This is a genomic window from Streptomyces sp. NPDC046909 (assembly GCF_040644695.1).
GTDB lineage: Bacteria > Actinomycetota > Actinomycetes > Streptomycetales > Streptomycetaceae > Streptomyces.
On record NZ_JBEYXC010000011.1, the window covers coordinates 340,116 to 362,862 of the forward strand.

The window sequence follows — 22,747 nt, forward strand, 5'->3', positions numbered from 1 at the left end:
ACACAGGTGACCGGTACATCATGGCCATCTCAAGAGTGGCAACGCGCGAACAGGGGCTCCGGTGGACATTGCGGGTGCGAGGCGGTCTCCGGCCGGACTGCTGGTGACCTGGGGCCTGACGAGGCTCCTGCTGCTCCTGTTCGTCCTCAAGGTGTTCGTCTTCCCCGGCCCGGACGTCACCAGCGACGTCTCGGTGATCTACCAGGGCTGGTACGACGTCCTGCGCACCGGAACGTTCCCGCTGGACGACGTCACCTGGCAGTACCCGCCGGCCGCCGCGCTGGCGATCCTCTCCCCCGCGCTGCTGCCGTTCCTCCAGTACGCGACCGCCTTCTTCGTCCTCGCCTTCGTCGCCGATCTGATCGTCCTCTCCCTGCTCCTGTACACGGGCCTGCGCCCCGGCAGCTCGCTGCGCGGCGCCTGGGTGTGGGTGGTGGGCGTGCCGCTGCTCGGCCCGACGGTCTACGCCCGCTACGACGTGATGGTCACCGCCGTCGCAGTGGCGGCCCTCCTCGCCGGCGCCCGGCACCCCCGGGTGATGGGCGCCCTGGTGGGCCTCGGGGCGATGCTGAAGGTGTGGCCGGTGCTGCTCCTGGTCGCCGTCCGCAGCCGCGCCACCTGGGCCTGGGCGGTGGGCACCGTCGCCGGTCTCGCGGCCCTGTTCTCCGTGACCATGCCCGGCGCCTTCGCCTTCCTGACCTTCCAGGCCGACCGGGGCACCGAGGTGGAGTCGCTGGGCTCGCTCGTCTTCCACGTGGCCCGGCAGTACGGCTGGGACGGCCAGGTGCTGCTCAACTACGGCTCGGTCGAGTTCCTCGGCCCCTGGGTGAACATCGTCAGCACGGCCGCCCTCGCCCTCACCGCCGTCGCGTTCGCCTGGCTGCTGCTGTGGCGGCTGAGGGCGACCCGGTTCGAGGCGCACACCGCCGCCGACGCGGCCTTCGTGGCGGTCCTGCTGTTCACCACGACCAGCCGGGTGATCAGCCCCCAGTACATGGTCTGGCTGATCGGCCTCGCCGCCGTCTGCCTGTGCTTCCGGGCGAGCCGGATGGCGGTGCCCGCCGTGATCGTCCTGGTGGCCTCCTTCGTGACGGTCCTGGAGTTCCCGGTCTACTTCGGGAACGTGGTCGCGAGCGACGGTCTCGGCGTCACCCTGCTGTTCGTTCGCAACGGCCTGCTGGTCGCCGCGACCGTGCTGGCGGCGGTGAACCTGTGGCGCTCGACGGTGCCGGCCGAGCCCGAGGCCCCGCTGCCCGCTCAGGCCACGCTCACCGCCGAGGAGGAGACCTCGGTCTCCTCCTGACGCCGGCGCTCCCGAGCAGGGCTCCGCCACCCACCATCCGCTCCTCCGCCCGGCAACACCCGCCGATCGCCACCACACCCCTTGACGCCCTGCGACCATGGCGTTCGACGGCACCGCCCCAGCCCGGGACATCACCGCCCCTCAGACCGAGGCCCGCGCCACCAACGCCTCGGCCTCCTCCTGACTCCGGACCTTCGGGAACACCGCACCGACCACCCCGCACTGCACCGCCATGGCCAGCGCCAGCGCGAGACACACCCCCGGCAGCCCCAGCCCCGACAGCGCGTACGCCAGCGGCAGTTGGAGCGCCGTCCCCAGCAGCGTCACCCGCAGCAGCACCGGCGCTCCCCCGCCGCCCTCGAAGACCCCGCCGAGGGCGATGAAGCAGGCCATCAGGAGCAGGTAGGGGCCTATGCAGCGCAGGAAGAGCACCCCGTCGTCGGTGACGCCTGATCCGGCCCCGAAGGCGGCCATGATCCAGGGAGCGGTGACCGCCAGCAGGACGGCGGCCCCCAGCCCGAACCCCCCGGACACCAGCACCGCCTGCCGCCCGATCGCCCGCCGCTCGTCCCGCCCGGCGCCCAGGAGATGCGCGGTGTGGATGGAGGCGGCCTGCCGGACGGCGTAGAAGCCCATGGTGGCGACGTACATGACCTTGTAGGCGATGGAGTAGCCGGCCACCGCCGTCACCCCGAGCCGTGCCACGATCGCGACCAGCACGAGCGTCCCGCCCTGGCGCACGGTGAAGTCGGCGGCCATGGGCAGTCCGGTGCGCAGCGTCCGCAGGAAGGCCACGCCGGGCCCGGTGGCGGCACGCAGCAGCGCGTTCCGCCGCAGGGCGACCAGCCCCACCCCCAGCGCCACGCCCCGGCACAGCACCGTCGAGGCGGCGGCGCCCCGGACGCCGTACAGGTGGATGAAGAACGGGTCGCAGACGAGGATCAGCCCGTTGGCGAGCAGGGCGAGCCGCATCGGTGTTCTCGTGTCCCCCGTGCCCTTGAGGATGCCGTCGACGAGCTGCTGGGCGAAGAAGACGGCGATGCCCGGCATCGATATCGCGAAGTACCCGACGGCGAGCGGCAGCGCCTCACCCCCGCCCAGGACCAGCCGGGCGAGGGGCTCCCGCAGCAGATACCCGCCCGCCGCGACCACCGGCGTGACCACCCCGAACACCGCCCACCCGCCGCGCACTGCCGCCCGCACCGCCCCCGGATCCCGGGCGCCCCTGGCGTGCGCGACCAGCACGGTCGTACCGGAGCCGAAGACCAGCGCCACACCGAGCAGCACGTTCTCGGTGTTGGTCGCGACCGCGACGGCGGCCACCGCCGGTCCGCCGAGCCGGGAGACCCAGACCGTGTTGATGATCCCGGCGGCGACGGAGGCGAGGAGCGAGAAGTAGACGGGATGGGCGAGCGCGACGAGCTGCCGACGATGACTGTCCATGAGAAATCCCCCTCGACACGAGCTATCTCGATACGAGCCACCTCGAAACGGTATACATCGAAACGAGGTAGCTCGATAAGAGGTATCATGGCGCTACGACAACCACAAGGAGGAATCGGCGTGCTGGAGCTGTCGATCCTGGGCTTCCTGGCCGAAGAGCCCCTGCACGGCTACGAGCTGAAGGAGCGGATCAAGGCCCTCAGCGGCCATGTCCGCCCGGTCAGCGACGGCGCCCTCTACCCCGCGATCACCCGTCTGCTGAAGGCCGGCAAGCTCGACGAGCACACCGAGCCGGGCGCGAGCGCGGCCCCGCGCCGCACCCTCTCCCTCACCGACGAGGGCCGCGAGGACCTCCTGGAGCGGCTGCGCCACCCCAAGCCGGTCGAGATCACCGACCAGGTCCGCTTCAACACGGTCCTCACGTTCCTGCGCCACCTGCCGGACCGCGCTGAACAGGCCGCCGTGCTCCGCCGCCGCCTGGAGTTCCTCGACACCCCCACGAGCTTCTTCTACGACGGCGGCGAGCCCGTCCGTGCCGAGGAGAGCGGCGATCTGTTCCGGGAGGGCATGCTGCGGGTCGCCCGCGCGACCGGCGAGGCGGAGCGCACCTGGCTGGAGGAGGCCATAGAGCGGCTCAGTCGAGCTGATCCCGGAGATAGTCCCGCCACCGCGCGGTGAAGTCGTCGAGGTTCGTGCCGAGGACCCGGTCCAGCGCGTCCTCGACCGCCCCGGCCCGCTGCTTGTGCCCGCCGACGGCCTTGTAGAACTCCCGGAGCTTCGCCTCGCCCCACTGGTCCGCGATCATCCGGCAGGCCATCCAGCCGCTCTCGTAGGCCTGTGCGAGCCGGTTCGCGTTCCCGCTGAACCCGAAGTCCGAGTCCTCGGGCAGCGCGGCGGGCAGCCGTCCCTCGGTCACCGCCTGCCACAGCTCGGGCGCCGCCTGGACGGGTGAGCGCCCGGAGCCGAGGTAGCCGATCCGGTCCGCGTACCCCTCGGACAGCCACAGGGGCGTGGCGGCGGTGGTGGCGGCGCGGGTGGCCACATGGGTGGTCTCGTGGGTCAGCACGACCTGCTTGCCGACACTGCCGAGGACGCCGTACGCGTCGGGGTTGACGATGATCCGGTCCGCGGGCGCGCTCGCGGGGGCGCCCGTCTCGCCGGTGGTGACGGCGGCTATCCCCCGGTACGAGGAGGCGGGCGAGCCGAGCAGCCCGGCCATGCCCTCCAGGGACGTCGGTACGAGCACGACGACATGCCCGGCCCAGTCGGCGCCCCAGGCCTTCGACACGGCCGGAACCGCCCGGTCCGCGAGGTCGGCGTAGGAGTGCAGCTTCTCGGTCGGCTGCCCGGCGCCCAGGACGAGGCTGTGCTCGCCGCGGACGACGGTCACCGCGCCCTGGTCCCACAGCTGCTCGGCGGACTTCTCGGCGGGCTTCTCCCCGTCCACGTACCACTGCCCGCCCGCGTCCAGGCTCAGAGTGAGCGTGCGGCCGACGCTGACCGGGGCGTTGTCGTAGCCCTCGATGCGGTAGCTGAGCTCGGCGTCGGCGGTGGCCGTGGCGCCGTCGCGGTGCAGGCCGGTCAGGCGATAGGCCCAGGCGGCGAAGGGCACCCCGCGCGCGTTCTCGAACCAGTCCAGGGCGCCCGTCTGCCGGAAGGCCGCCGCGTCCCGGTCCAGGACGGCGGCCGCCCGGCGATCCAGGAGCCGCTGGACATCAGCCCTGGCGGTGTCCGAGGCAGGCCTGCCGCCGCACGCCACGAGCGAGACGAGCAGCAGGCACAGCGCTATGACGCCGTGCCGCGACGCCCGCCTTCGACCAGCCATTTCACGATCGTACGGCGGGGACGAGGCGAAGGTCAGACCCTGGTGACCGTGGCCCCCGGCATCATGCCCACCGGGTCGTAGCGCACGGGCGCGCCGGGGTAGGGCGCGTGGATCACCTGGCCGTTGCCGACGTACATCCCGACATGGCTGGCGTCCGACCGGTAGGTGACCAGGTCACCGGGTTGCGCCTGGGAGAGCGGGACCTGGCGTCCCGCGTAGCGCTGGCCCTGTGAGGTGCGCGGCAGGGCGACCCCGGCCTGCCGGTACGACCACACCATCAGGCCCGAGCAGTCGAACCCGGAGGGGCCGGTGGCGCCCCACACGTACGGCTTGCCGAGCGCGCCCCGCGCGGCGGCGACCGCGGCACCGGCGCGGGCGTTGGGCGGGACCGCGCCGCCGAGGTCGGGCATGTCCTCGCGGCCGGAGCGGGAGGCCCGGTCGTAGGCGGCGCGCTCGTCGGAGGGCAGGGAGTTGAGGAGTTCGCGGGCCTTGGCGAGCTTCTTCTCGACGGTCCGCTTGTGCGACGCGACGGCCTTGCGGCTCTTCTCCAGCTCGGAGAGCTTCCCGGCCGCCTCCACCCGCTCCTGGGTGAGCTCGCGCATCGCCTCCTGGAGGTCCTTCAGTTCACCGGCCTGGTGGGCGGTGATCCGGTCCAGGGCGGCGGCCTTGTCCAGGTAGTCGTCCGGGTCGTCGGAGAACAGCAGGGCGAGGGAGGGGTCGATGCCGCCGGCGCGGTACTGGGCGCCGGCCAGCGAACCGAGCGCCTCCCGCATCGAGTTGATGCGCTGCTGCTGCCGGGCGATGCGGTCCTGCGCGGTGGAGACCTGCTCGCGGAGGGTGTCGGCGCGCTCGTCGGCCTTGTTGAAGGCCTCGGTGGCCTTCTCTGCCTCCTCGTAGAGGCGGTCCACCTCGGCACGGGTGTCGTCGTGCGGCGCGGCCGAGGCCGGTACGGCCCCGAGGGCCGCGGCGGTGGCTGACAGGACACAGAGCGCGGCGGACGCGCCCCGGTCGAACCCGGACGGTACAAGGCGGCGATGGAACCCCACGGGAAGCCGCACTCCTTCCGCTGGCGGACAAGGACCATCCCCTACGAGAGGGAAACGCGGCCGACAGTAACCCTGCGACCGGGCGGCCACCAACGACCTCCGTGGGCACGGAACGTGACACCCCGCCCCTGACGCAGGTCATGGGCGGGGTGCGGGGTCAGTTCACGTTGTCACGATTCGCCCGTTCGGGCGGTGCGGTGTCGTGATCTTGAAGGAGTACGAAAGAAGTACGGGGCTCAGATCCGGACGCCGAACTGGAACGGCATGTTCCCGATCGACTCGTAACGGACGACCGTGCCGGTGCGCGGGGCGTGGATCACCTGGCCGTTGCCGGCGTAGATCCCGACGTGGTGCTGGTCGCTGTAGAAGATGACCAGGTCGCCGACCTTGAGGTCGCTCTGCGAGTAGATGCGGGTACCGGCGCTGGCCTGGGCCTGCGAGGTGCGCGGTATGGAGACACCGGCCTGGGCGAAGGCCCAGGAGGTCAGGCCCGAGCAGTCGAAGGAGGACGGGCCGGAGGCGCCGTAGACGTACGGCGAGCCGAGCTTGGTCTGGGCGGCCTGGAAGGCGGCGAGTCCGCGCGCGGAGGCGGAAGCGGTGTTGCCGAGGTCCACGCGGGAGCTGGCGGAGCGGCTGGCGCGGGACTCCTCGGCGGCGAGGGCGGCCTTCTCGGCGGCCGTCAGCGTGTTGAGGAGCTTCTGGGCCGAGGCGAGCTTGGCCTGGACTTCCTTCTTCTTCTTGGCCAGTTCGGTCCGGGTGGTCGAGAGGTCCTTGAGCTTCTCGGACGCCTCGGAACGCTCCTGGGCGAGCTCGCGCTGCTTCTCCTGGATCTTCTTCAGCGCCTCGACCTGCTGGGCGCTGAGCTGGTCGGCCGTGGAGGCCTTGTCCAGGTAGTCGTCCGGGTTCGACGACAGGAAGAGCTGGAGGGAGGAGTCGATGCTGCCCGTGCGGTACTGGGCGGCGGCCGCCAGGCCCATGGAGTCGCGCAGCTCGTTGAGCTCCTCCTGGCCGCGGGCGACGTTGTCCTGGATGGTGGAGATCTCCTTCTGGAGCTTCTCCTGCTTCTCCTTGGCCCCGTTGAGCTTCTCGGTGGCCTGCTCGGCCTCTTCGTAGAGCTTGTCGACCTTGGACTTGACCTCGTCCTTGCTCGGCTTCTCGCTCGGCGCCGCGTTGGCGGCGTTGGCGCTCAAAGCGACTGCGGCGGCAGCAGCGGTGGTCAGCACGGTCACGCGCGTGCGGCTCGGCTGCTTGGGTCGACGATGGGACGCCACGGAGGTGAGCTCCTTCTTGTGAGTGATCACCCGTTCGGAGGTTCGAGCCCAGACCCTAGTGACCTTCTTGTGATCATTCAAATCCTCAAGCGAAAAAATCGGTCACGGACTGCATTCTTTACACACAACTCACATGCGGTAACGCTCGATTGACGCTACGTTGTGTCACGAAAGCGCCAATTCGGGCATGCTGCATTTTCCCGGGGGATAACCCCCGGACCCCCAGCAGAAAAGACACATCGCGAGGTCGCCGGCGCGAGCAATGCGAGCCAGGCCGGAGCGAACGAGGCCCGGGGCAGCCGGACTTCGATGCTCAGGACAGACGCTTCAGAAGCATCGCGGAAGCGACAGGCCGGGCCCCCGCCTTGGCCACCCCGTCGGCGACCTCGCGGTCGGTGGAGGCGACGATGACCGGCCGCCCCGGCGGCTCGGCGCGCACCAGCTGACGGATCAACTCGTCAGCCGTGACACCCGGCTTGGAGAACAGCACCCGCACCCCGCGCGGCGGCGCGAGCAGCACCGGTGCGGCGAGCTCGGCGCCGTCGAAGACACATGTCACTTCTGCCCCGGTTTGGGCGGCGAGCTGCGAGAGCTGGCCGAGCAGCCGCAGACGCTGCTTCTCCAGGGGCATCTGGGGATAGCCGGTCTTGGTGACGTTGTAGCCGTCGACCACCAAGTGCGCCTGGGGCAGGGCGAGCAGCTGGTCCAGGATGGCCGGATCGTGCTCGGACAGGGCCCGCGCGGCGATGTCCTTCGGGGTCATTCGTCCCGGTTCGACCGCGTCGACGGTCTCGGCGGGGCGTACGGAGACCGGCGGCAACGCCAGCTCCCGGCGCAGCCCTTGGGCCGCGTCGAGCACGGTGTCCAGGAGCAGCCGTACCCGCATGTCCTCGACGCTGCGCCCCTCGCGGGCGGCCCGCCGGGTGGCCTCCAGGGCGGCCTCGACCTCACCCAGACGGGCCTTGAGCCGCCGGGACTCGCCCTCGGCGGCGGACACCTGCGTCTGCCCCTCGGAGCGCACGGTCTCGATCTCGGCCTGCACCTTGCGCAGCGCCGCCTCACCGCGCTTGACGTCGCTGAGGGCCGCGCGCAGCTTGCGGTGAAGCGATTCGGCTTCCTTCTTGGCGGAGTCCAGCTCGACGCGCAGCCGCTCGGTCTCGGCGCGCGTGTGGTCCCTGGCGGCCGCCAGCTCCTCGCGCAGCCGCTCCAGTTCGGCCCGGCTCTCCTCGTCGGCGCGTTCGGCGTCGGCCCGCTGGGCCTCCTCGCCTGCGGCGGTCACGAGCTTCACCCAGCCCGTGGGGCGCAGTACATAGGCCGCGGCCGCCACGTCCAGCGGATCCGCGGCCGGGGGCGGCGCGCCCGAGTCCAGGGCCCCGCAGAGCTCCGGCTGGGCCTCTCTGAACTTCTCCCCGATCCGCTGCCGGAACAGCGGGTCGGTCTCCAGCGCCGCGGCCATCGCGTTGCCGGCGAACTTGGCCCGCCGGTTCGGCGCGAAGCGCGCGTACTGTCTGAGCTGTGCGGGCAGTTCGCCGACGGTCAGCCCGCCGAAGCCGTCCGACACGATCTGTACGACCCGGCGGCGCACGCCGTCGGGCAGCGGACGGTCGAGCACCTCAGCGGCGCCGTCGCCCGGCCCCCCGCCTGCGCTCTCCACCATCCGTCACACCCCACTAGCTGTGCGGGTCCCGCTCCGTCAGGAGCCGGCGCCCGGCCTGTCCACGAGTTCCACCTGATCCACGGCGTTGCACCAGCGGCAGCGCACCGACTCGATGGTCTCACTGACCACCTCGCGCTCCTCGACGTTCGGCTCACCGGCCAGGTCGAGGTGGACGTACTCGACGACCTTCGACGAGCGGGTCACGTCGAAGCGCGTGAGGTTGCCGCAGAGGGTGCAGCGCCACCGCGTCGAGTCGGTCGGCAGAGGAACCGTCATCGTGCCTGTGCTCATTCCTACTAGGTCTTCCATTGTCCGCGACGCGCCGGTCCCCCGGCACGTGTGGCCGTAACCCTACGGCCTGGCGGGTACTCACCGCTGGCCCGTCCACGGCGGCGAGGCGGTCTGTTCGCATGCGTCCCGTTACGCCATGCTCTGTGTTCATGATCAGCAACTGGCGCAGCGCGGTCGGCCGGACGAGCAGGACCCTGTGGGTCTCGGCACCGGTGACCTACGGCCTCATCGCTCTGTGCTGCGCGCTCTTCGTGATCGGCCCGGCGGCGGGCCTCAATCCGGCGTACGGCTCCGGCGACGCGCTGCTCGCCACGCAGCGCGCCTACTTCCACCGCTGGGGCGTGGTCCCCGCAGAACTGTTCGAGGGCTCCGCCAGAGCCGCCCTCACCCCGGCGACGGCCCTCTTCGTCCACGGCAGCTGGGTCCACCTCCTGGGCAACATGCTCTTCCTCTACGTCTTCGGGGTGCTGACCGAGGAACGGATGGGCCGCGTCCAGTTCACGCTCTTCTACGTCGGCTGCGGCTATCTCGCCCTGCTCGGCTACGCGGCCGCCAACGCCGACTCCGAACAGTCACTGGTCGGCGCGTCCGGGGCGATCTCGGCGGTCCTGGGCGCGTTCCTGTACCTGTTCCCGGGGGCACGGATCACAAGCCTGCTCCCCTTCCTCTTCTTCCTGCCGCTGCGCTTCCCGGCCTGGGTGGTGCTGCCCTTCTGGGCGGCGCTGCAATGGCTGGCGGCGGGGCGGGCGGCACAGGGCCCGGGGGTGGCGTATCTGGCGCACCTGGTGGGCTTCGGCCTGGGCTTCGCCTTCGCGTGGGTCCGATTCCCCCCTGCGACTGCTGTGTCTTCCCGGGGGACAACCCCCGGACCCCCGGCAGAAAAGCCAGGCCCGTTGGACGCCGAGTAGGGTGAGATCCCCAGCAGTGGCCCCCGAGGGAGAGAACCAGCCGTGATCACCGCGATCGTCCTCATCAAGACCAGCGTGGACCGGATCCCCGAGATCGCCGAGTCGATCGCGGCGCTGGACTCCGTGAGCGAGGTCTTCTCCGTCACCGGCACCTACGACCTGATCGCCATGGTCCGCGTCAAGCAGCACGAGGACCTGGCCGAGGTCATCCCCGGCAGCATCAGCAAGATCCCGGGCGTGGAGGCGACGGACACGCACGTCGCGTTCCGCACGTACTCCCAGCACGACCTGGAAGCGGCGTTCGCGATCGGCCTCGACAGCTAACCGCTGACGTCCAGGGCGGCGATGCCCTTGTTCGTGCCGGCGTAGACACGGCGGCCGTGGACGACGGGGGTCAGCAGGACGCCCGGGTCGGGGCCCACCTCGGCCTCCCAGAGCACCTTGCCCTTCAGGTCGAGGGCGTGGACCTCGGTGTCGGTACGCACGTACACCGTGGAGTCCACGAGCACCGGGTCGGAGAAGGCCCCACCCCCTCCGTGCGACCAGACCACGTCCCCGCGCGCCGTGATCGCCTTGAGCACCGCCCCCAAGTTGGTCACCCCCAGGAAGGCGAAGGCGTCCGCGTTCGCCGGGACGTAGGAACCTTCGAGGTCCGGCTCCCGCCAGTTCAGACGGCCCGCCAGATCCAGCCCGAACAACTCGGCGGCTTGGTTCCCGGTGCTCACGACCACGGTGTCACTGCTGACGGCGGGCCGTCCCACATCACCGTCCATCTTGGCGTCGAACTCCGCGGCACCGCCCTCGCGGACCCCGTAGAGGTGGTTGTCGTAGCAGGGCACGTAGAGGACGTCGCCGGCCACGACGAGTTCCTCGTGCGGCGCGCCGCCCACCGCCGCGTCCCAGCGCACCTTGCCCCGGCCGTCGTACGCCTGCACGACACCCGGACCGTCGAACGTGCCCTTCGCGGACCCTACGACGACATGGCCCCCGAACACCGCGGGCTGCTGGAAGAACGGACTCGGCAGATCCCGCGTCCACATCTCCTCGCCGTCGGCGCTCACCGCGATGAGCCGGCCCGTTTCGCCCGCGGCCTCGTTGACCGCGGCGACGAAGATCCCGTCGGCCGTGACGACCGGCCTGGTGACGAAGGACGCCCCCTTGAAGAGGGACGCCTTCCAGCGTTCCTCGCCGTCGCTGACCAGGGCCCGCAGCGTCCCGTCGTCCCCGGCGAAGTACAGCGTCCGGCCGTCGGCGGACAGCGCCCCGAGGGCACCCCCGGCCACCCTCGGCGGGCCGGCGTCCTCGTACGTCCAGCCCACGGACGCCTTCCGCGCGACGGTCCTCCCCGGCGAGCTCGCGCTCCCGCTCTTCCCCTCGGTACCGGCCCCTTCGTCCGACCGCCCGAGCCACCACCAGCCGCCCGCTCCCCCGACGGCGGCGACCGCGGCCCCGCCCGCGGCGAGGCGCAGCAGCCCGCGCCGCGACGGCCGCGCCGGAGTCGACGGCACCTCGGGCACCGCCGTCTCCGTCACCACCACCGGCGCCACATACTCGACCCGGCTCTCCCGCTCCCCCGACTCCCGCTCCGGAAGCCAGAGTTCGCCACCCTGGGAAGCCACGGTCTCCGGGCCCCCGGCGGTGAACCAGCCCGGACGCAGACCGCCGTCCGGGGCACCGCCCATGGCCGCGACGACGTCCTTCGGCGTCGGCCGCTCCCCCGGCTCGTCCCTCAGGCACTCCTCCACCAGCGACAGCAGTTCCTTCGGTATGCCGGTCAGGTCGAAGTCCCGGGTCAGGATGCGCAGCAGGATCACCGAGTCCTGCCCCTCGCCGAAGGGCTCACGGCCGCTCGCCGCGTACGCCAGCACCGCGCCCAGGGAGAAGACGTCGCTCGGCGGACCGACCTGGCCGCCGTTGCGGATCTGCTCGGGCGAGACATAGCCGACCGAGCCGACGATCGCGCCCGTGCGGGTCATCGCCGTGGCCTCCAGGGCCCGTACGATCCCGAAATCGATGACGCGGGGGCCGTCAGGGGCCAGCAGGATGTTGGAGGGCTTCAGGTCCCGGTGCACCAGGCCGCGCCCGTGGATCGCGCCCAGCGCCTCCCCCAGCGCGGCGCCCAGCACCCGCACCGCCCGCTCGGGCAGCGCCCCGCCGTCGAGGACGGCGTCGCGCAGGTTCGGCCCCTCCACGAACTCCGTGGCCATCCACGGGTGTTCGCCCTCCGGGTCGGCGTCGACCACGCGCGCGGTGTACGTCCCCGTCCCGCCGACGGTCTGCGCGGCCCGCACCTCCTGCCGGAACCGGGCCCGGAAGGTGCGGTCGGTGGCGTACTCGGAGCGCACCACCTTCACCGCGAGCCGCAGCCCGGTCCGCGACTCGGCGAGGTAGACCTCGCCCATGCCGCCCGAGCCGAGCCGTCCCCGTACCTCGTACGGGCCGATCCTGCGTGGGTCCGTCGCGCGCAGCGCCTGCACTTCCTGCTCCCCCGTCGAACGTGAACATGCCGCGGGGGCAGCGTATACGCAGGCCCGTCAGCCGCTCAGACGGCCGGGACGCAACGGCCGTCCTCCGTGCGGTACCGCCACTTCGCCCCGTCCCTGACGAGCTCCTTCACGGCGGTCACAAAACGCTCGACGTGCTCGTCGGGGGTGCCCGCGCCGAAGCTGACCCGGATCGCGTTGAGCGACTTCTCGCCGGGCGCGGCCTCCGGGGCACCGCACTCGCCCTGGGTCTGCGGGTCGCTGCCGAGGAGGGTGCGGACGAGGGGGTGGGCGCAGAAGAGGCCGTCGCGGACACCGATGCCGTACTCGGCGGAGAGGGCGGCGGCGAAGTGGGAGCTGTTCCAGCCCTCGACGACGAAGGAGATCACGCCGACGCGCGGGGCGTCGTCGCCGAAGAGGGAGAGGATCCGGACCTCGGGGACCTCGGCGAGACCGGCCTTCACCGTCTCGATCAGGTGCTGCTCGCGGGCGACCAGGGTGTCGAAACCGGCCTCGGTGAGCGCCTTGCAGGCCGAGGCGATGGAGTAGGCGCCGATCACGTTCGGGGAGCCGGCCTCGTGGCGGGCCGCGCTCTCGTGCCACTCCACGTCCACACCGCCGTCCTCGCGCCGCGTGACCTTGCGGCTGGCGCCACCGCCCGCGAGGTAGGGGTCGGCGGCCCGGAGCCAGTCGGCGCGGCCCGCGAGGACGCCGGAGCCGAAGGGGGCGTACAGCTTGTGCCCGGAGAATGCGACCCAGTCGACGTCGAGGTCCCGCACGGAGACCGGGTGGTGCGGGGCCAGCTGGGCGGCGTCCAGCACGATCCGGGCGCCGTGCGCGTGGGCGGCGGCGGCCAGCTCGCGCACCGGCCACAGCTCGCCGGTGACATTGGAGGCGCCGGTCACGCAGACCAGGGCGGGGCCGTACGGGTCACGGTCGGCGAGGGCCTTCTCCAGGGTCTCGACGGCCTGCTCCGGGGTGCGCGGGGCGTTGAGGTAGGTGACCCGGGCGTCCTTCCAGGGGAGCAGGCTCGCGTGGTGCTCGGTCTCGAAGACGAACACCTGGCAGTCGGCGGGGAGGGCCCGCGCGAGCAGGTTGAGGGAGTCCGTCGTCGAGCGGGTGAAGACCAGCTGGTCGTCGACGCGGCAGTCCAGGAACTCGGCGACGGTCTTGCGGGCGTTCTCGAAGAGGTCGGTCGACAGCTGCGAGAGGTAGCCGGCGCCGCGGTGCACGCTGCCGTAGTAGGGCGCGTACGCCGCCACGTCGTCCCAGACGCGCTGGAGAGCGGGGGCGCTGGCCGCGTAGTCGAGGGCCGCGTAGGTGACCTCGCCACCCGTGACGAGCGGGACGGTGACATCCCGGCCCAGAACGGGCAGCTGGGCACAAATGGTCTGGGCGGCGGCAGCGGTGGAGACAGACATGGGGAACTCCCGTGAGAGGGCATGCCGAAGCAGGGCATGCGGAGAAGAGGAAAAGGGTGCGCGGAGGCGGGGCTCGGCAGCCCTATCGCATTCGCTTGCTCACGGAAGACTCCCTCGAACGACCAGGACCCCTGGTTTCGAGAGGGGCCCGCGCTTGCCGTAGACCTCGCTGCCTACGGCCTGGTCTTCACCCGGGGCACCCCGCCACGGACGGAGGGTTGCCGGACAGTCGGCCGGGGCCTCATGACTGTCACTCATGACCTGGTACAGGAACGTACGCGATGTGATCGTCGCCCCGCAACCCGTGTCCGGATCGCGGGACGACCATCGGTACGGCTACTTGTTGCTGGCCGCGACCCAGCGCTCCAGCGTCCGCTTCGCCGCGCCCGAGTCGATCGACTCCGCGGCCTTCGCCATCCCGGCCCGCAGCTGCTCGGCGAGCGGGGCGCCGGTCGGATGCAGGGCGACGAGGGCGGCCGCCGAGTTCAGCAGGACGGCGTCCCGGACCGGGCCCGTCTCACCGTCGAGCAGCCGTCGGGCGACCTCGGCGTTGTGCGCCGGGTCGCCGCCCCGCAGCGCCTCCACCGGGACCAGCTCGATGCCGACGTCGCGCGGGTCGAAGCTCTCCTCGGTGACCTTGCCGTCCCGCACGATCCAGACGTGCGAGGTGGCCGTCGTCGTCAGCTCGTCGAGGCCGTCGTCGCCGCGGAACACCAGGGAGGAGTTGCCGCGCTCGGCGAAGACACCGGCGACGATCGGCGCCATCAGCGGGTCGGCGACACCCACCGCCTGCGCCTTGACCTTCGCCGGGTTGGTCAGCGGGCCAAGGGCGTTGAACACCGTGCGGATGCCCAACTGGCCGCGGGCGGCGCCCGCGTGACGCAGCGCCGGGTGGAACTTGATGGCGAAGCAGAAGGTGATGCCGGCCTCCTCGGCCACCTCGGCGACCCGCTTCGGGGTCAGGTCGAGGTTGACGCCGAGCTTCTCCAGCACGTCCGAGGAACCCGACGCCGAGGAGGCCGCCCGGTTGCCGTGCTTGACGACCTTCGCGCCGGTGCCGGCCACGACGAGCGAGGACATCGTGGAGATGTTCACCGTCTTCGCGCCGTCGCCGCCGGTGCCGACGATGTCGACGGTCTGCCCGGACACCTCGATCACATTGGCGTGCTCGTACATCGCCCGCACGAGCCCGGTGATCTCCTCCACCGTCTCGCCCTTGGCCCGCAGCGCCACCACGAACCCGGCGATCTGCGCGTCGGTCGCCTCGCCCCGCATGATCTGGTCCATCGCCCAGGCCGTGGCATCGGCGCTCTGGTCACGGCCGTACAGCAGGGCGTTCAGTACCTCGGGCCAGGAACGGCCCGCCGCGGTGTCGCCTCCAGCGGGGGTCACAGCGCTCATAAGGCCGCTCCTGAGTGTCGTAAGAAGAAAGGCGTTCACCAACAGTGTGAGCCCACCCTATCCAGCTCAGGACACGGCGAAGGGCCCCCGTCCGAAGACCGGACGGGGGCCCTTCCACCGCGTGTGGCGACGCTGGTGATCAGTGGTGGCCGTGGCCGCTCGTGATCTCCTTGTACTCCTCGACGGTCGGCTTGGGGATCTGGGAGTCCTCGCCGTAGTACGCCTTGCTCAGCTTGGCGCGCAGCTTCTCGGAACCCGTCACCTTGCGCTCGACACCGTTCTCGTCGACCGTGGCGCCGATCGCGACCGGCTCGTACTGCTCGTGCGCGGTGAGCGTGTGCAGCGCGTCCTGGCTGAGCGGCTCGTGCACCTCGATGAACTCACCGTGCGGCAGGCGCTTGATGATGCCGGACTCGCGGCCGTGCAGCACCTTGTCCTTGTCGCGGCGCTGGAGGCCGAGGCAGATCCGCTTGGTGATGACGAACGCCAGCACCGGCACGACGAAGAACGCGACCCGGACGAACCAGGTGATCGAGTTGATCGACAGGTGGAAGTGCGTGGCCCAGAGGTCGTTTCCACCACCGATGAGCAGCACCATGTACCAGCTGATCCACGCGACACCGAAGGCGGTACGCGTCGGCGCGTTGCGCGGGCGGTCCAGGATGTGGTGCTCGCGCTTGTCGCCGGTGACCCAGGACTCGATGAACGGGTAGACCGCGATCGCGACCAGGACCAGCGGGAAGATCATCAGCGGGATGAACACGCCCAGGACGAGCGTGTGACCCCAGAGGTTGATCTCCCAGCCCGGCATGACACGGATCAGGCCCTCGGAGAAGCCCATGTACCAGTCGGGCTGGGCGCCCGTGGAGACCTGGTCCGGACGGTAGGGGCCCATGGCCCAGATCGGGTTGATCGAGGCGATCGCCGAGATGGCCGCGATGACACCGAAGACCAGGAAGAAGAAGCCTCCGGCCTTGGCCATGTAGACCGGCAGCAGCGGCATGCCGACCACGTTGTTGTTGGTCTTTCCGGGGCCCGCGAACTGCGTGTGCTTGTGGTAGAAGACCAGGATCAGGTGCGCCACCATCAGGCCGAGCATGATGCCCGGCAGCAGCAGGATGTGGACCGAGTAGAAGCGGGCCACGAAGTCGCCGCCCGGGAACTCGCCGCCGAAGAGGAAGAACGACAGGTACGTGCCGACGATCGGCACGGACAGGATCGCGCCCTCCATGAAGCGGACACCGGTGCCGGAGAGCAGGTCGTCCGGGAGCGAGTAGCCGGTGAAGCCGGTGAACATGCCCAGGACGAACAGCAGGAAGCCGAACAGCCAGTTGACCTCACGCGGCTTGCGGAACGCACCCGTGAAGAACACGCGCATCATGTGCACGAACATGCCGGCGAGGAAGATCAGCGCCGCCCAGTGGTGGATCTGCCGGATCAGCAGACCACCGCGCACATCGAAGGAGATGTGCATGGTCGAGTTGAACGCCTCGGACATCAGCTGTCCCTGGAGCGGGACGTAGCTGCCGTGGTACTCCACCTCGTTCATCGACGGGTGGAAGAACAGCGTCAGATACACACCCGTGAGGATGATGATGATGAAGCTGTACATGCACACTTCGCCCAGCATGAACGACCAGTGGTCGGGGAAGATCTTGCGCATGTTGGCCTTGGCCAGGGAGTAGATCCCCAGGCGGCCGTCGGCCCAGTCGGCGACTCGCTCGCCGGCGGGCGCTTTGCCGCGCCGCTCCGCAGTGTTGGCGTTGGTGCTCATCCGCGCTCCCAGAAGGCAGGACCGACAGGCTCTTCGAAGTCGCCCTGCGCCTCGAGGTAGCCCTCGTCGTTCACGCTGATGCGCAGCTGCGGCAGAGCGTGACCGGCGGGGCCGAAGATCACTCGGGCACCGTCGGAGAGGTCGAAGGTGGACTGGTGGCAGGGGCACAGCACGTGGTGTGTCTGCTGCTCGTACAGCGAGATCGGGCAGCCCACGTGGGTGCAGATCTTCGAGAACGCGACGATGCCCTCGTGCGACCACTCGAGCTCGCGCTTGTCCTTGATGTTGTCCGGCTGGAGCCGGACGATCATCAGGGCCGCCTTGGCGATCTCGGTCTGGAAGTTCTCGTCGTGCTCCTCCAGGCCCTCGGGCTTGGCGAAGGTGAGCGACCCGACCGCGACGTCCTCGGGACGCAGCGGCTCGTTGGTGTTCATGTTGACGAGCTGGAGCCCCTTGCGCCACATGGTGTGGCGGAGCTTGGTGCCGGGGAGCGGGCCGAGGTCGCGCAGCAGCATGACGCCGGAGAGCGGGAACAGGGCCAGCGCGCCGAACATCGTGTTGCGGATCAGCTTGCGGCGGCCGAGCGCCGACTCCTTGGCGCCCTGCTTGAAGTCCGCGTGGACCTTCGCACGGACCTCGGGGGACGCCTCGATCGGGTGCCGCTCGTCGGCGACCTCCTCGTCGGACATCAGGGTGCGGGCCCAGTGGACCGCGCCCGCGCCGATCGAGAAGAGCGCGATGCCGAGGGTCAGGCCCAACGCGAAGTTCAGCGCGTTGATGTGACCGATCGGGAACACGAAGATCGACTTGTCGTGCGGGACCGCCACATACGAGGCGATGAAGCCGACCGTGGCCAGCATCGACAGCGTGAACAGCATGGCGACCGCACGCTCGGACCGCTTGGCGGCCCGCTCGTCGATGTCCTGGACTCGGTGCTCGTGGGGCGGCAGACCGGGGTCGGCGAAGGGGTCCTTCTCGTCCGCGACGCTTACCGCACCGTGCGCGTCCTGCTCAGCGGGCAGGTTCTCTTCTGGAATGTCTTGGCTACTCATGACTTCTTGGCCTTTGCGGTCCGAGCGGCGACCCAGACGGCGACCGCGATCAGCGCGCCGAGTCCGAAGATCCAGGCGAACAGGCCCTCGCTGACCGGACCGAGACCGCCCAGCTCAAGACCGCCGGGGCTCTCGGTGTCGTCACCGTTGACCGCGTCGAGGTACGCGATGATGTCCTTCTTGTTCTGCTCCGACAGCGTGCTGTCGGGGAACGACGGCATGTTCTGCGGGCCGGTCTGCATGGCCTCGTAGATGTGCTTCGGGTCGACACCCTCCAGCGACGGCGCGTACTTGCCGTGCGTGAGCGCACCGCCCTTGCCGGTGAAGTTGTGGCACTGCGCGCAGTTGGTGCGGAACAGCTCGCCACCCTTGGCGATGTCCGCGCCCTCAGGGCTGTAGTCGTTCTTCGTCGGGACGGCCGGGCCGGCGCCGAGCGAGGAGATGTACGCGGCGAGCTGGTCGATCTCGGCCTGCGTGTAGATGACCTTCTTCTTCGGGACCTGCGCGCCCGGCTGCTGGGCCGGCATACGGCCGGTGCCGACCTGGAAGTCGACGGCCGCGGCGCCCACACCCACCAGGCTCGGGCCGTCGGTGGTGCCCTGACCACCGGTGCCGTGGCAGCTTGCGCAGCCTACGGCGTAGAGCTTCTTGCCCTCCTCGATGGTGAGGGACTGGGCGGTCTCATCGGCCTGCGCCTTGCTCGCGGGTGCGAACGCGGCGTACAGCCCCCCAGTGGCCGCCAGCGCGAGGAGTAGGACGACGACCGCCGCCAGCGGATGGCGTCGTCGTGCGGAGAGCTTTTTCACGGATTACCCCGGTGTCAGGATCTTCTGCGTCGATGCTTCTGGAATGTGCGTTTCGAGAACGCGCGTGGGTTCGGGCTCCGGCTACTTGATCATGTAGATCGTGGCGAAGAGACCGATCCAGACGACATCGACGAAGTGCCAGTAGTAGGACACGACGATGGCGGCGGTCGCCTGCTCGTGAGTGAACCTCTTGGCCGCGTAGGTGCGGCCGAGAACGAACAGGAAGGCAATGAGGCCACCCGTCACGTGCATGCCGTGGAACCCGGTGGTCAGGTAGAAGACCGAGCCGTACGGGTCGGAGGAGAGCGAGAGCCCGTCCTTCTTGACCAGCTCGGTGTACTCGAACACCTGACCGCCGATGAAGATCGCACCCATCACGAAGGTGACGATGAACCACATCCGGAGCTTCTTCACATCACCGCGCTCGGCGGCGAACACGCCGAGCTGGCAGGTGAGGGAGGAGAGCACCAGGATCGTGGTGTTGGTCGCGGAGAACGGGAAGTTCAGGCTCTCGGCCATTTCCTTCCAGTGATCCGGACCGGTCACCGATCGCAGGGTGAAGTACATCGCGAAGAGGGCCGCGAAGAACATCAGCTCGGAACTCAGCCAGATGATGGTTCCGACGCTGGTGAGGTTCGGCCGGTTGACCGACGGGTGCGCGTGCCCGGTTTCTACTGTCGTTGCTGTCGCCACGACCGACATTATGTCGGTCGCTTATCCCGCCCTCACTCCGGGGGGTGCCGTTCGGAGTGTTCGGCACGTGTGTACTGCCCGTATGGCCCATCGCGGGGGTGTTCAAGCGGGTGTTGACGGGGTGTTCAAGGGAGTAGCATCCGCCGCATCGGTACCCGACCAATGACGCGCGGAGGAACGATGCAGGCGACCGCCACGGTGCTGGTCTACAGCGATGACGCCAACACCCGCGAGCAGGTGCGGCTCGCCTCCGGCAGGCGACCCGCTCCCGATGTGCCGCTGGTCGAGTTCCTGGAGTGCGCTACGCCTGCGGCGGTGCTGAGCGAGCTGGACAAGGGCGGGATCGATGTCTGTGTCCTGGACGGCGAGGCCGTGCCGATGGGTGGCATGGGGCTGTGCCGGCAGATCAAGGACGAGGTGTTCAACGCGCCGCCGGTGCTGTTGCTGATCGGGCGGCCGCAGGATGCGTGGCTGGCCACGTGGAGCCGGGCGGAGGCCGCGGTGACGTTGCCGGTGGATCCCGTGGAGTTCGCGGCTGCCTTGGCTTCCCTGCTGCGGGCGAAGAAGGCTCTGAGCGCCTAGGAGCACGGGGCCGCTCGTCGTTCGGCGACTGCGGGCCCGTCGTGGCTTGTCGCGCAGTTCCCCGCGCCCCTAAAGCGCCTTTCAGGCGCTCTCGGGGCGCAGTCTTGCCCTCTCCTGCGGGTTCGGGCCCTCCGGGGTTCCGCCGACCAGGGCGCTGCCCTTGCGCCACTTCTTCCAGTTGAGGTTCCAGTCGCCGAAGCCGTTGCCGAAGGACTCCATGGTGTCGCCGTAGGAGTTGACGACCTTGACGACGTCGCCCTCGTGGATGTTGTCGTAGAACCACTCGGCGTCGCCGGTGCTCATGCCGGTGCAGCCGTGGCTGACGTTCTCGTAGCCCTGGGAGCCCACGGACCAGGGGGCGGCGTGCACGTACTCGCCGCTCCAGGTGAGGCGGGTGGCGTAGTAGACGGGCAGGTCGTACGACTCCGAGGAGCCCTCGGCGATGCCGATGCTGGTGCCGCGCATCCGTACGAAGTACTCCCTGCCGAGTACGACCTTGACGCCGTTGCGGGTCTCGAAGCCGGGCTTGCCGGTGGTGACGGGGATCTCGTTGATCGCCTCGCCGTTCTTGTAGAACGTCAGGGAGTGTGACGAGGCGTCCGTCACGGCGATGACGCGGTCGCCGGTCGTCAGTCTGAGGGGCTTGGCGGTGCCGCCCCACAGACGGTCGCTGATCTTGATGCCGTCGAGGTTGCTGTGCACCTGGATGGTGGCGTGGGCGGGCCAGTACTCCTTGGGGCGGTAGTGGAGTTCCTTGTCGTCCACCCAGTGCCAGGCGCCGTCCACGGCGGGCATCGAGTCGACCTTGAGGGCCCGTTCGACGACGGCGCGCTGCGCCTTGTCCTTGACAGGCTTGCTGAGTTCGGCGGTGATGGGCTGGCCGACGCCGTACTTGCCCGCCTTGGGGCCGAAGGTGACCTTCAGCCGCTTCTTGGTGAGGGGCTTGCCGGTGTCGAAGGCGAGGACCTCGCGGCCGGGCGCCCCGTCCTCGTCCTCGGTGCTCACCCGCACCGTGTAGCGGGCGCTGGCGGCCAGCGGGGTGGTGCTGTGCCACCGGGTGCCGTCGGCGGAGAGTTCGCCCGCCACATAGCGTCCCGTGGCGTCCATGGCGGTGACGTCCGTGATGCGGCCGTCGTCGTCCTCGGCGGTGACCTCCAGGGGCTTGTCCGGGTCGGCCTTCTTGCCGTCGCCCGAGGGGCCGTTGAAGGAGATCTGGTCCGCCGCGTCGTACGGCGCCGCCGACAGCGGGTTGCCGTCGCCGCTGCATGCGGTGGCGCCCGCGGTGAGGGCGACGACCAGCAGCGTGCAGGAGATGACGGTGCGCGTACGCGGAGTCTGGCTCATGACCTCACGCTAAGAAGCTTTGTCAGCCCTGGCGCGGTGGGTAACTCGGACGAGGGACCGACACTGCTGCATTCAGCGAGGGAAACTGCTGCAAAAGCGGGAGCCCGGACCCTCCTGACGGAGTGTCCGGGCTCCCTTGAGCTCAGCTCGTGCTACTGGGTGCGGTTCTCACCGCGGTAGTACTCGAAGACCCAGCCCCACAGACCGATCATGATCAGCGGCGCCGAGAAGTACATCAGCCACCAGCCGATCGCGACCGACAGGAACGCCAGCGCGCCACCGATGGCGAGCGACAGCGGCTGCCAGCTGTGCGGGCTGAAGAACCCGACCTCGCCGGCGTCGTCCGCGACGTCCGCCTCCTTGTTGTCCTGCGCGCCCGCGTCGACCCGCCGGGCCGTGAAACCCAGGTAGAAGCCGATCATGATGCACAGGCCGAAGGCCAGGAAGAGCGCCGTGGTACCGGCCGGCTCCTTCGACCACACGCCATAGACAACCGCCATGGCGAGGACGAAGACGCTCAGCCACATGAACATCTTGCCCTGGATCTTCACTTGCCGGCCTCCTTGCCGCCCGCGAGAGCCTTCTCACCGTGAGGGGCGTTCTCGAGCTGGTCGAGAGCGGCGATCTCCGGGTGGTGCAGGTCGAACGCCGGGGATTCGCTGCGGATCCGCGGCAGGGTGAGGAAGTTGTGCCGCGGCGGCGGGCAGGACGTCGCCCACTCGAGCGAACGGCCGTAGCCCCACGGGTCGTCGACCTCGACCTTCTTGCCGTACTTCGCCGTCTTCCACACGTTGTAGAGGAACGGCAGGATCGACGCGCCGAGGACGAACGAGCTGATCGTCGAGATCGTGTTCAGGGCGGTGAAACCGTCGGCCGCGAGGTAGTCCGCGTAACGACGGGGCATGCCCTCGGCACCCAGCCAGTGCTGGACCAGGAAGGTGCCGTGGAAGCCGATGAACAGCGTCCAGAAGGTGATCTTGCCGAGGCGCTCGTCGAGCATCTTGCCGGTCATCTTCGGCCACCAGAAGTGGAAGCCGGAGAACATCGCGAAGACGACGGTGCCGAACACCACGTAGTGGAAGTGCGCCACCACGAAGTAGGAGTCCGAGACATGGAAGTCCATCGGCGGCGAGGCCAGGATGACACCGGTCAGACCACCGAAGGTGAAGGTGATCAGGAAGCCCGTGGCCCAGAGCATCGGGGTCTCGAAACTCAAGGACCCCTTCCACATCGTTCCGATCCAGTTGAAGAACTTCACGCCTGTCGGGACGGCGATGAGGAACGTCATGAAGGAGAAGAACGGGAGGAGCACACCGCCGGTGACGTACATGTGGTGGGCCCACACCGTCACGGACAGGCCCGCGATCGCGATGGTCGCGCCGATCAGGCCCATGTAGCCGAACATCGGCTTGCGGGAGAAGACCGGGATGACCTCGGAGATGATGCC

Annotated in this window: 21 protein-coding genes and 1 riboswitch; of the genes, 5 read left to right on the forward strand and 16 right to left on the reverse strand. The window is 69.8% G+C overall.

Annotated elements, in window-relative coordinates:
• The first annotated feature begins 61 nt into the window (after positions 1-61).
• Positions 62-1,303, forward strand: coding sequence for a glycosyltransferase family 87 protein (locus ABZ928_RS33795; protein WP_361527339.1), 1,242 nt, complete (start codon positions 62-64; stop codon positions 1,301-1,303).
• A gap of 141 nt (positions 1,304-1,444) precedes the next feature.
• Here ABZ928_RS33795 and ABZ928_RS33800 read toward each other — a convergent pair whose 3' ends face one another.
• Complete coding sequence (locus ABZ928_RS33800; RefSeq protein WP_361527341.1) at positions 1,445-2,746, reverse strand: MATE family efflux transporter; 1,302 nt, start codon at positions 2,744-2,746, stop codon at positions 1,445-1,447.
• A 120-nt stretch (positions 2,747-2,866) separates the two neighbouring features.
• On the opposite strand from ABZ928_RS33800, the gene ABZ928_RS33805 reads away from it, so the two are divergent.
• A complete protein-coding gene (locus ABZ928_RS33805) occupies positions 2,867-3,424 on the forward strand; it encodes a PadR family transcriptional regulator (RefSeq protein WP_361527343.1) in 558 nt (185 codons plus the stop codon).
• On the opposite strand, the gene ABZ928_RS33810 is transcribed toward ABZ928_RS33805, so the two are convergent.
• The 5 genes from ABZ928_RS33810 to ABZ928_RS33830 all read right to left on the reverse strand — a co-directional run bounded on the left by ABZ928_RS33810 (position 3,381) and on the right by ABZ928_RS33830 (position 8,821).
• Positions 3,381-4,571, reverse strand: coding sequence for a hypothetical protein (locus tag ABZ928_RS33810; protein ID WP_361527345.1), 1,191 nt, complete (start codon positions 4,569-4,571; stop codon positions 3,381-3,383). The two genes, ABZ928_RS33805 and ABZ928_RS33810, sit on opposite strands and share 44 nt — an antisense overlap.
• A gap of 32 nt (positions 4,572-4,603) precedes the next feature.
• Positions 4,604-5,617, reverse strand: a complete 1,014-nt coding sequence (locus tag ABZ928_RS33815; protein WP_361527347.1) for an NlpC/P60 family protein — start codon at positions 5,615-5,617, stop codon at positions 4,604-4,606.
• A 236-nt stretch (positions 5,618-5,853) separates the two neighbouring features.
• Positions 5,854-6,888 (reverse strand): NlpC/P60 family protein, encoded by a 1,035-nt coding sequence (locus tag ABZ928_RS33820; protein ID WP_361527349.1) that lies wholly within the window; start codon positions 6,886-6,888, stop codon positions 5,854-5,856.
• 313 nt (positions 6,889-7,201) lie between these two features.
• Entirely contained in the window at positions 7,202-8,545 is a 1,344-nt protein-coding gene (locus ABZ928_RS33825) for an NYN domain-containing protein (protein WP_361527351.1), read from the reverse strand.
• 36 nt (positions 8,546-8,581) lie between these two features.
• Positions 8,582-8,821 (reverse strand): hypothetical protein, encoded by a 240-nt coding sequence (locus tag ABZ928_RS33830; RefSeq protein WP_361527353.1) that lies wholly within the window; start codon positions 8,819-8,821, stop codon positions 8,582-8,584.
• A gap of 164 nt (positions 8,822-8,985) precedes the next feature.
• Between ABZ928_RS33830 and ABZ928_RS33835 the strand changes: the two genes are divergently transcribed.
• Positions 8,986-9,744, forward strand: a complete 759-nt coding sequence (locus ABZ928_RS33835; RefSeq protein WP_361527355.1) for a rhomboid family intramembrane serine protease — start codon at positions 8,986-8,988, stop codon at positions 9,742-9,744.
• Between the two features lie 42 nt (positions 9,745-9,786).
• Positions 9,787-10,068 carry an Lrp/AsnC ligand binding domain-containing protein gene (locus tag ABZ928_RS33840; RefSeq protein ID WP_108013337.1) on the forward strand — a complete coding sequence of 94 codons (282 nt, stop codon included), beginning with the start codon at positions 9,787-9,789 and terminating at the stop codon, positions 10,066-10,068.
• Here ABZ928_RS33840 and ABZ928_RS33845 read toward each other — a convergent pair.
• The 7 genes from ABZ928_RS33845 to ABZ928_RS33875 all read right to left on the reverse strand — a co-directional run bounded on the left by ABZ928_RS33845 (position 10,065) and on the right by ABZ928_RS33875 (position 19,383).
• Positions 10,065-12,221 carry a serine/threonine-protein kinase gene (locus ABZ928_RS33845; protein ID WP_361527357.1) on the reverse strand — a complete coding sequence of 719 codons (2,157 nt, stop codon included), beginning with the start codon at positions 12,219-12,221 and terminating at the stop codon, positions 10,065-10,067. The two genes, ABZ928_RS33840 and ABZ928_RS33845, sit on opposite strands and share 4 nt — an antisense overlap.
• A gap of 65 nt (positions 12,222-12,286) precedes the next feature.
• Positions 12,287-13,648: an aminotransferase class V-fold PLP-dependent enzyme gene (locus ABZ928_RS33850; RefSeq protein ID WP_361527359.1), complete on the reverse strand. Its 1,362-nt coding sequence runs from the start codon at positions 13,646-13,648 to the stop codon at positions 12,287-12,289.
• A 145-nt stretch (positions 13,649-13,793) separates the two neighbouring features.
• A riboswitch (SAM riboswitch) is annotated at positions 13,794-13,910 on the reverse strand.
• A gap of 74 nt (positions 13,911-13,984) precedes the next feature.
• Entirely contained in the window at positions 13,985-15,049 is a 1,065-nt protein-coding gene (trpD, locus tag ABZ928_RS33855; RefSeq protein ID WP_361527361.1) for an anthranilate phosphoribosyltransferase, read from the reverse strand.
• 139 nt (positions 15,050-15,188) lie between these two features.
• Positions 15,189-16,823, reverse strand: coding sequence for a cytochrome bc complex cytochrome b subunit (locus ABZ928_RS33860; protein WP_361527363.1), 1,635 nt, complete (start codon positions 16,821-16,823; stop codon positions 15,189-15,191).
• Complete coding sequence (locus ABZ928_RS33865) at positions 16,820-17,875, reverse strand: Rieske 2Fe-2S domain-containing protein (protein ID WP_361527365.1); 1,056 nt, start codon at positions 17,873-17,875, stop codon at positions 16,820-16,822. The genes ABZ928_RS33860 and ABZ928_RS33865 overlap by 4 nt, the downstream gene beginning before the upstream one ends.
• Entirely contained in the window at positions 17,872-18,681 is an 810-nt protein-coding gene (locus ABZ928_RS33870) for a c-type cytochrome (RefSeq protein WP_361527367.1), read from the reverse strand. The genes ABZ928_RS33865 and ABZ928_RS33870 overlap by 4 nt, the downstream gene beginning before the upstream one ends.
• 81 nt (positions 18,682-18,762) lie before the next feature.
• The gene (locus ABZ928_RS33875; RefSeq protein ID WP_361527369.1) at positions 18,763-19,383 is read right to left on the reverse strand and encodes a heme-copper oxidase subunit III; all 621 of its coding nucleotides are present in this window, start codon (positions 19,381-19,383) and stop codon (positions 18,763-18,765) included.
• 171 nt (positions 19,384-19,554) lie between these two features.
• On the opposite strand from ABZ928_RS33875, the gene ABZ928_RS33880 reads away from it, so the two are divergent.
• Positions 19,555-19,956 carry a hypothetical protein gene (locus ABZ928_RS33880; protein ID WP_361527371.1) on the forward strand — a complete coding sequence of 134 codons (402 nt, stop codon included), beginning with the start codon at positions 19,555-19,557 and terminating at the stop codon, positions 19,954-19,956.
• Positions 19,957-20,037: 81 nt separating this feature from the next.
• Here ABZ928_RS33880 and ABZ928_RS33885 read toward each other — a convergent pair whose 3' ends face one another.
• The 3 genes from ABZ928_RS33885 to ABZ928_RS33895 form a co-directional block, all read right to left on the reverse strand.
• Complete coding sequence (locus ABZ928_RS33885; protein WP_361527373.1) at positions 20,038-21,300, reverse strand: Ig-like domain-containing protein; 1,263 nt, start codon at positions 21,298-21,300, stop codon at positions 20,038-20,040.
• A 152-nt stretch (positions 21,301-21,452) separates the two neighbouring features.
• A complete protein-coding gene (locus tag ABZ928_RS33890) occupies positions 21,453-21,851 on the reverse strand; it encodes a cytochrome c oxidase subunit 4 (RefSeq protein WP_361527375.1) in 399 nt (132 codons plus the stop codon).
• On the reverse strand, positions 21,848-22,747 hold a 900-nt coding region (locus tag ABZ928_RS33895; RefSeq protein ID WP_361527377.1), incomplete at its 5' end, for a cbb3-type cytochrome c oxidase subunit I. The genes ABZ928_RS33890 and ABZ928_RS33895, both read right to left, overlap by 4 nt.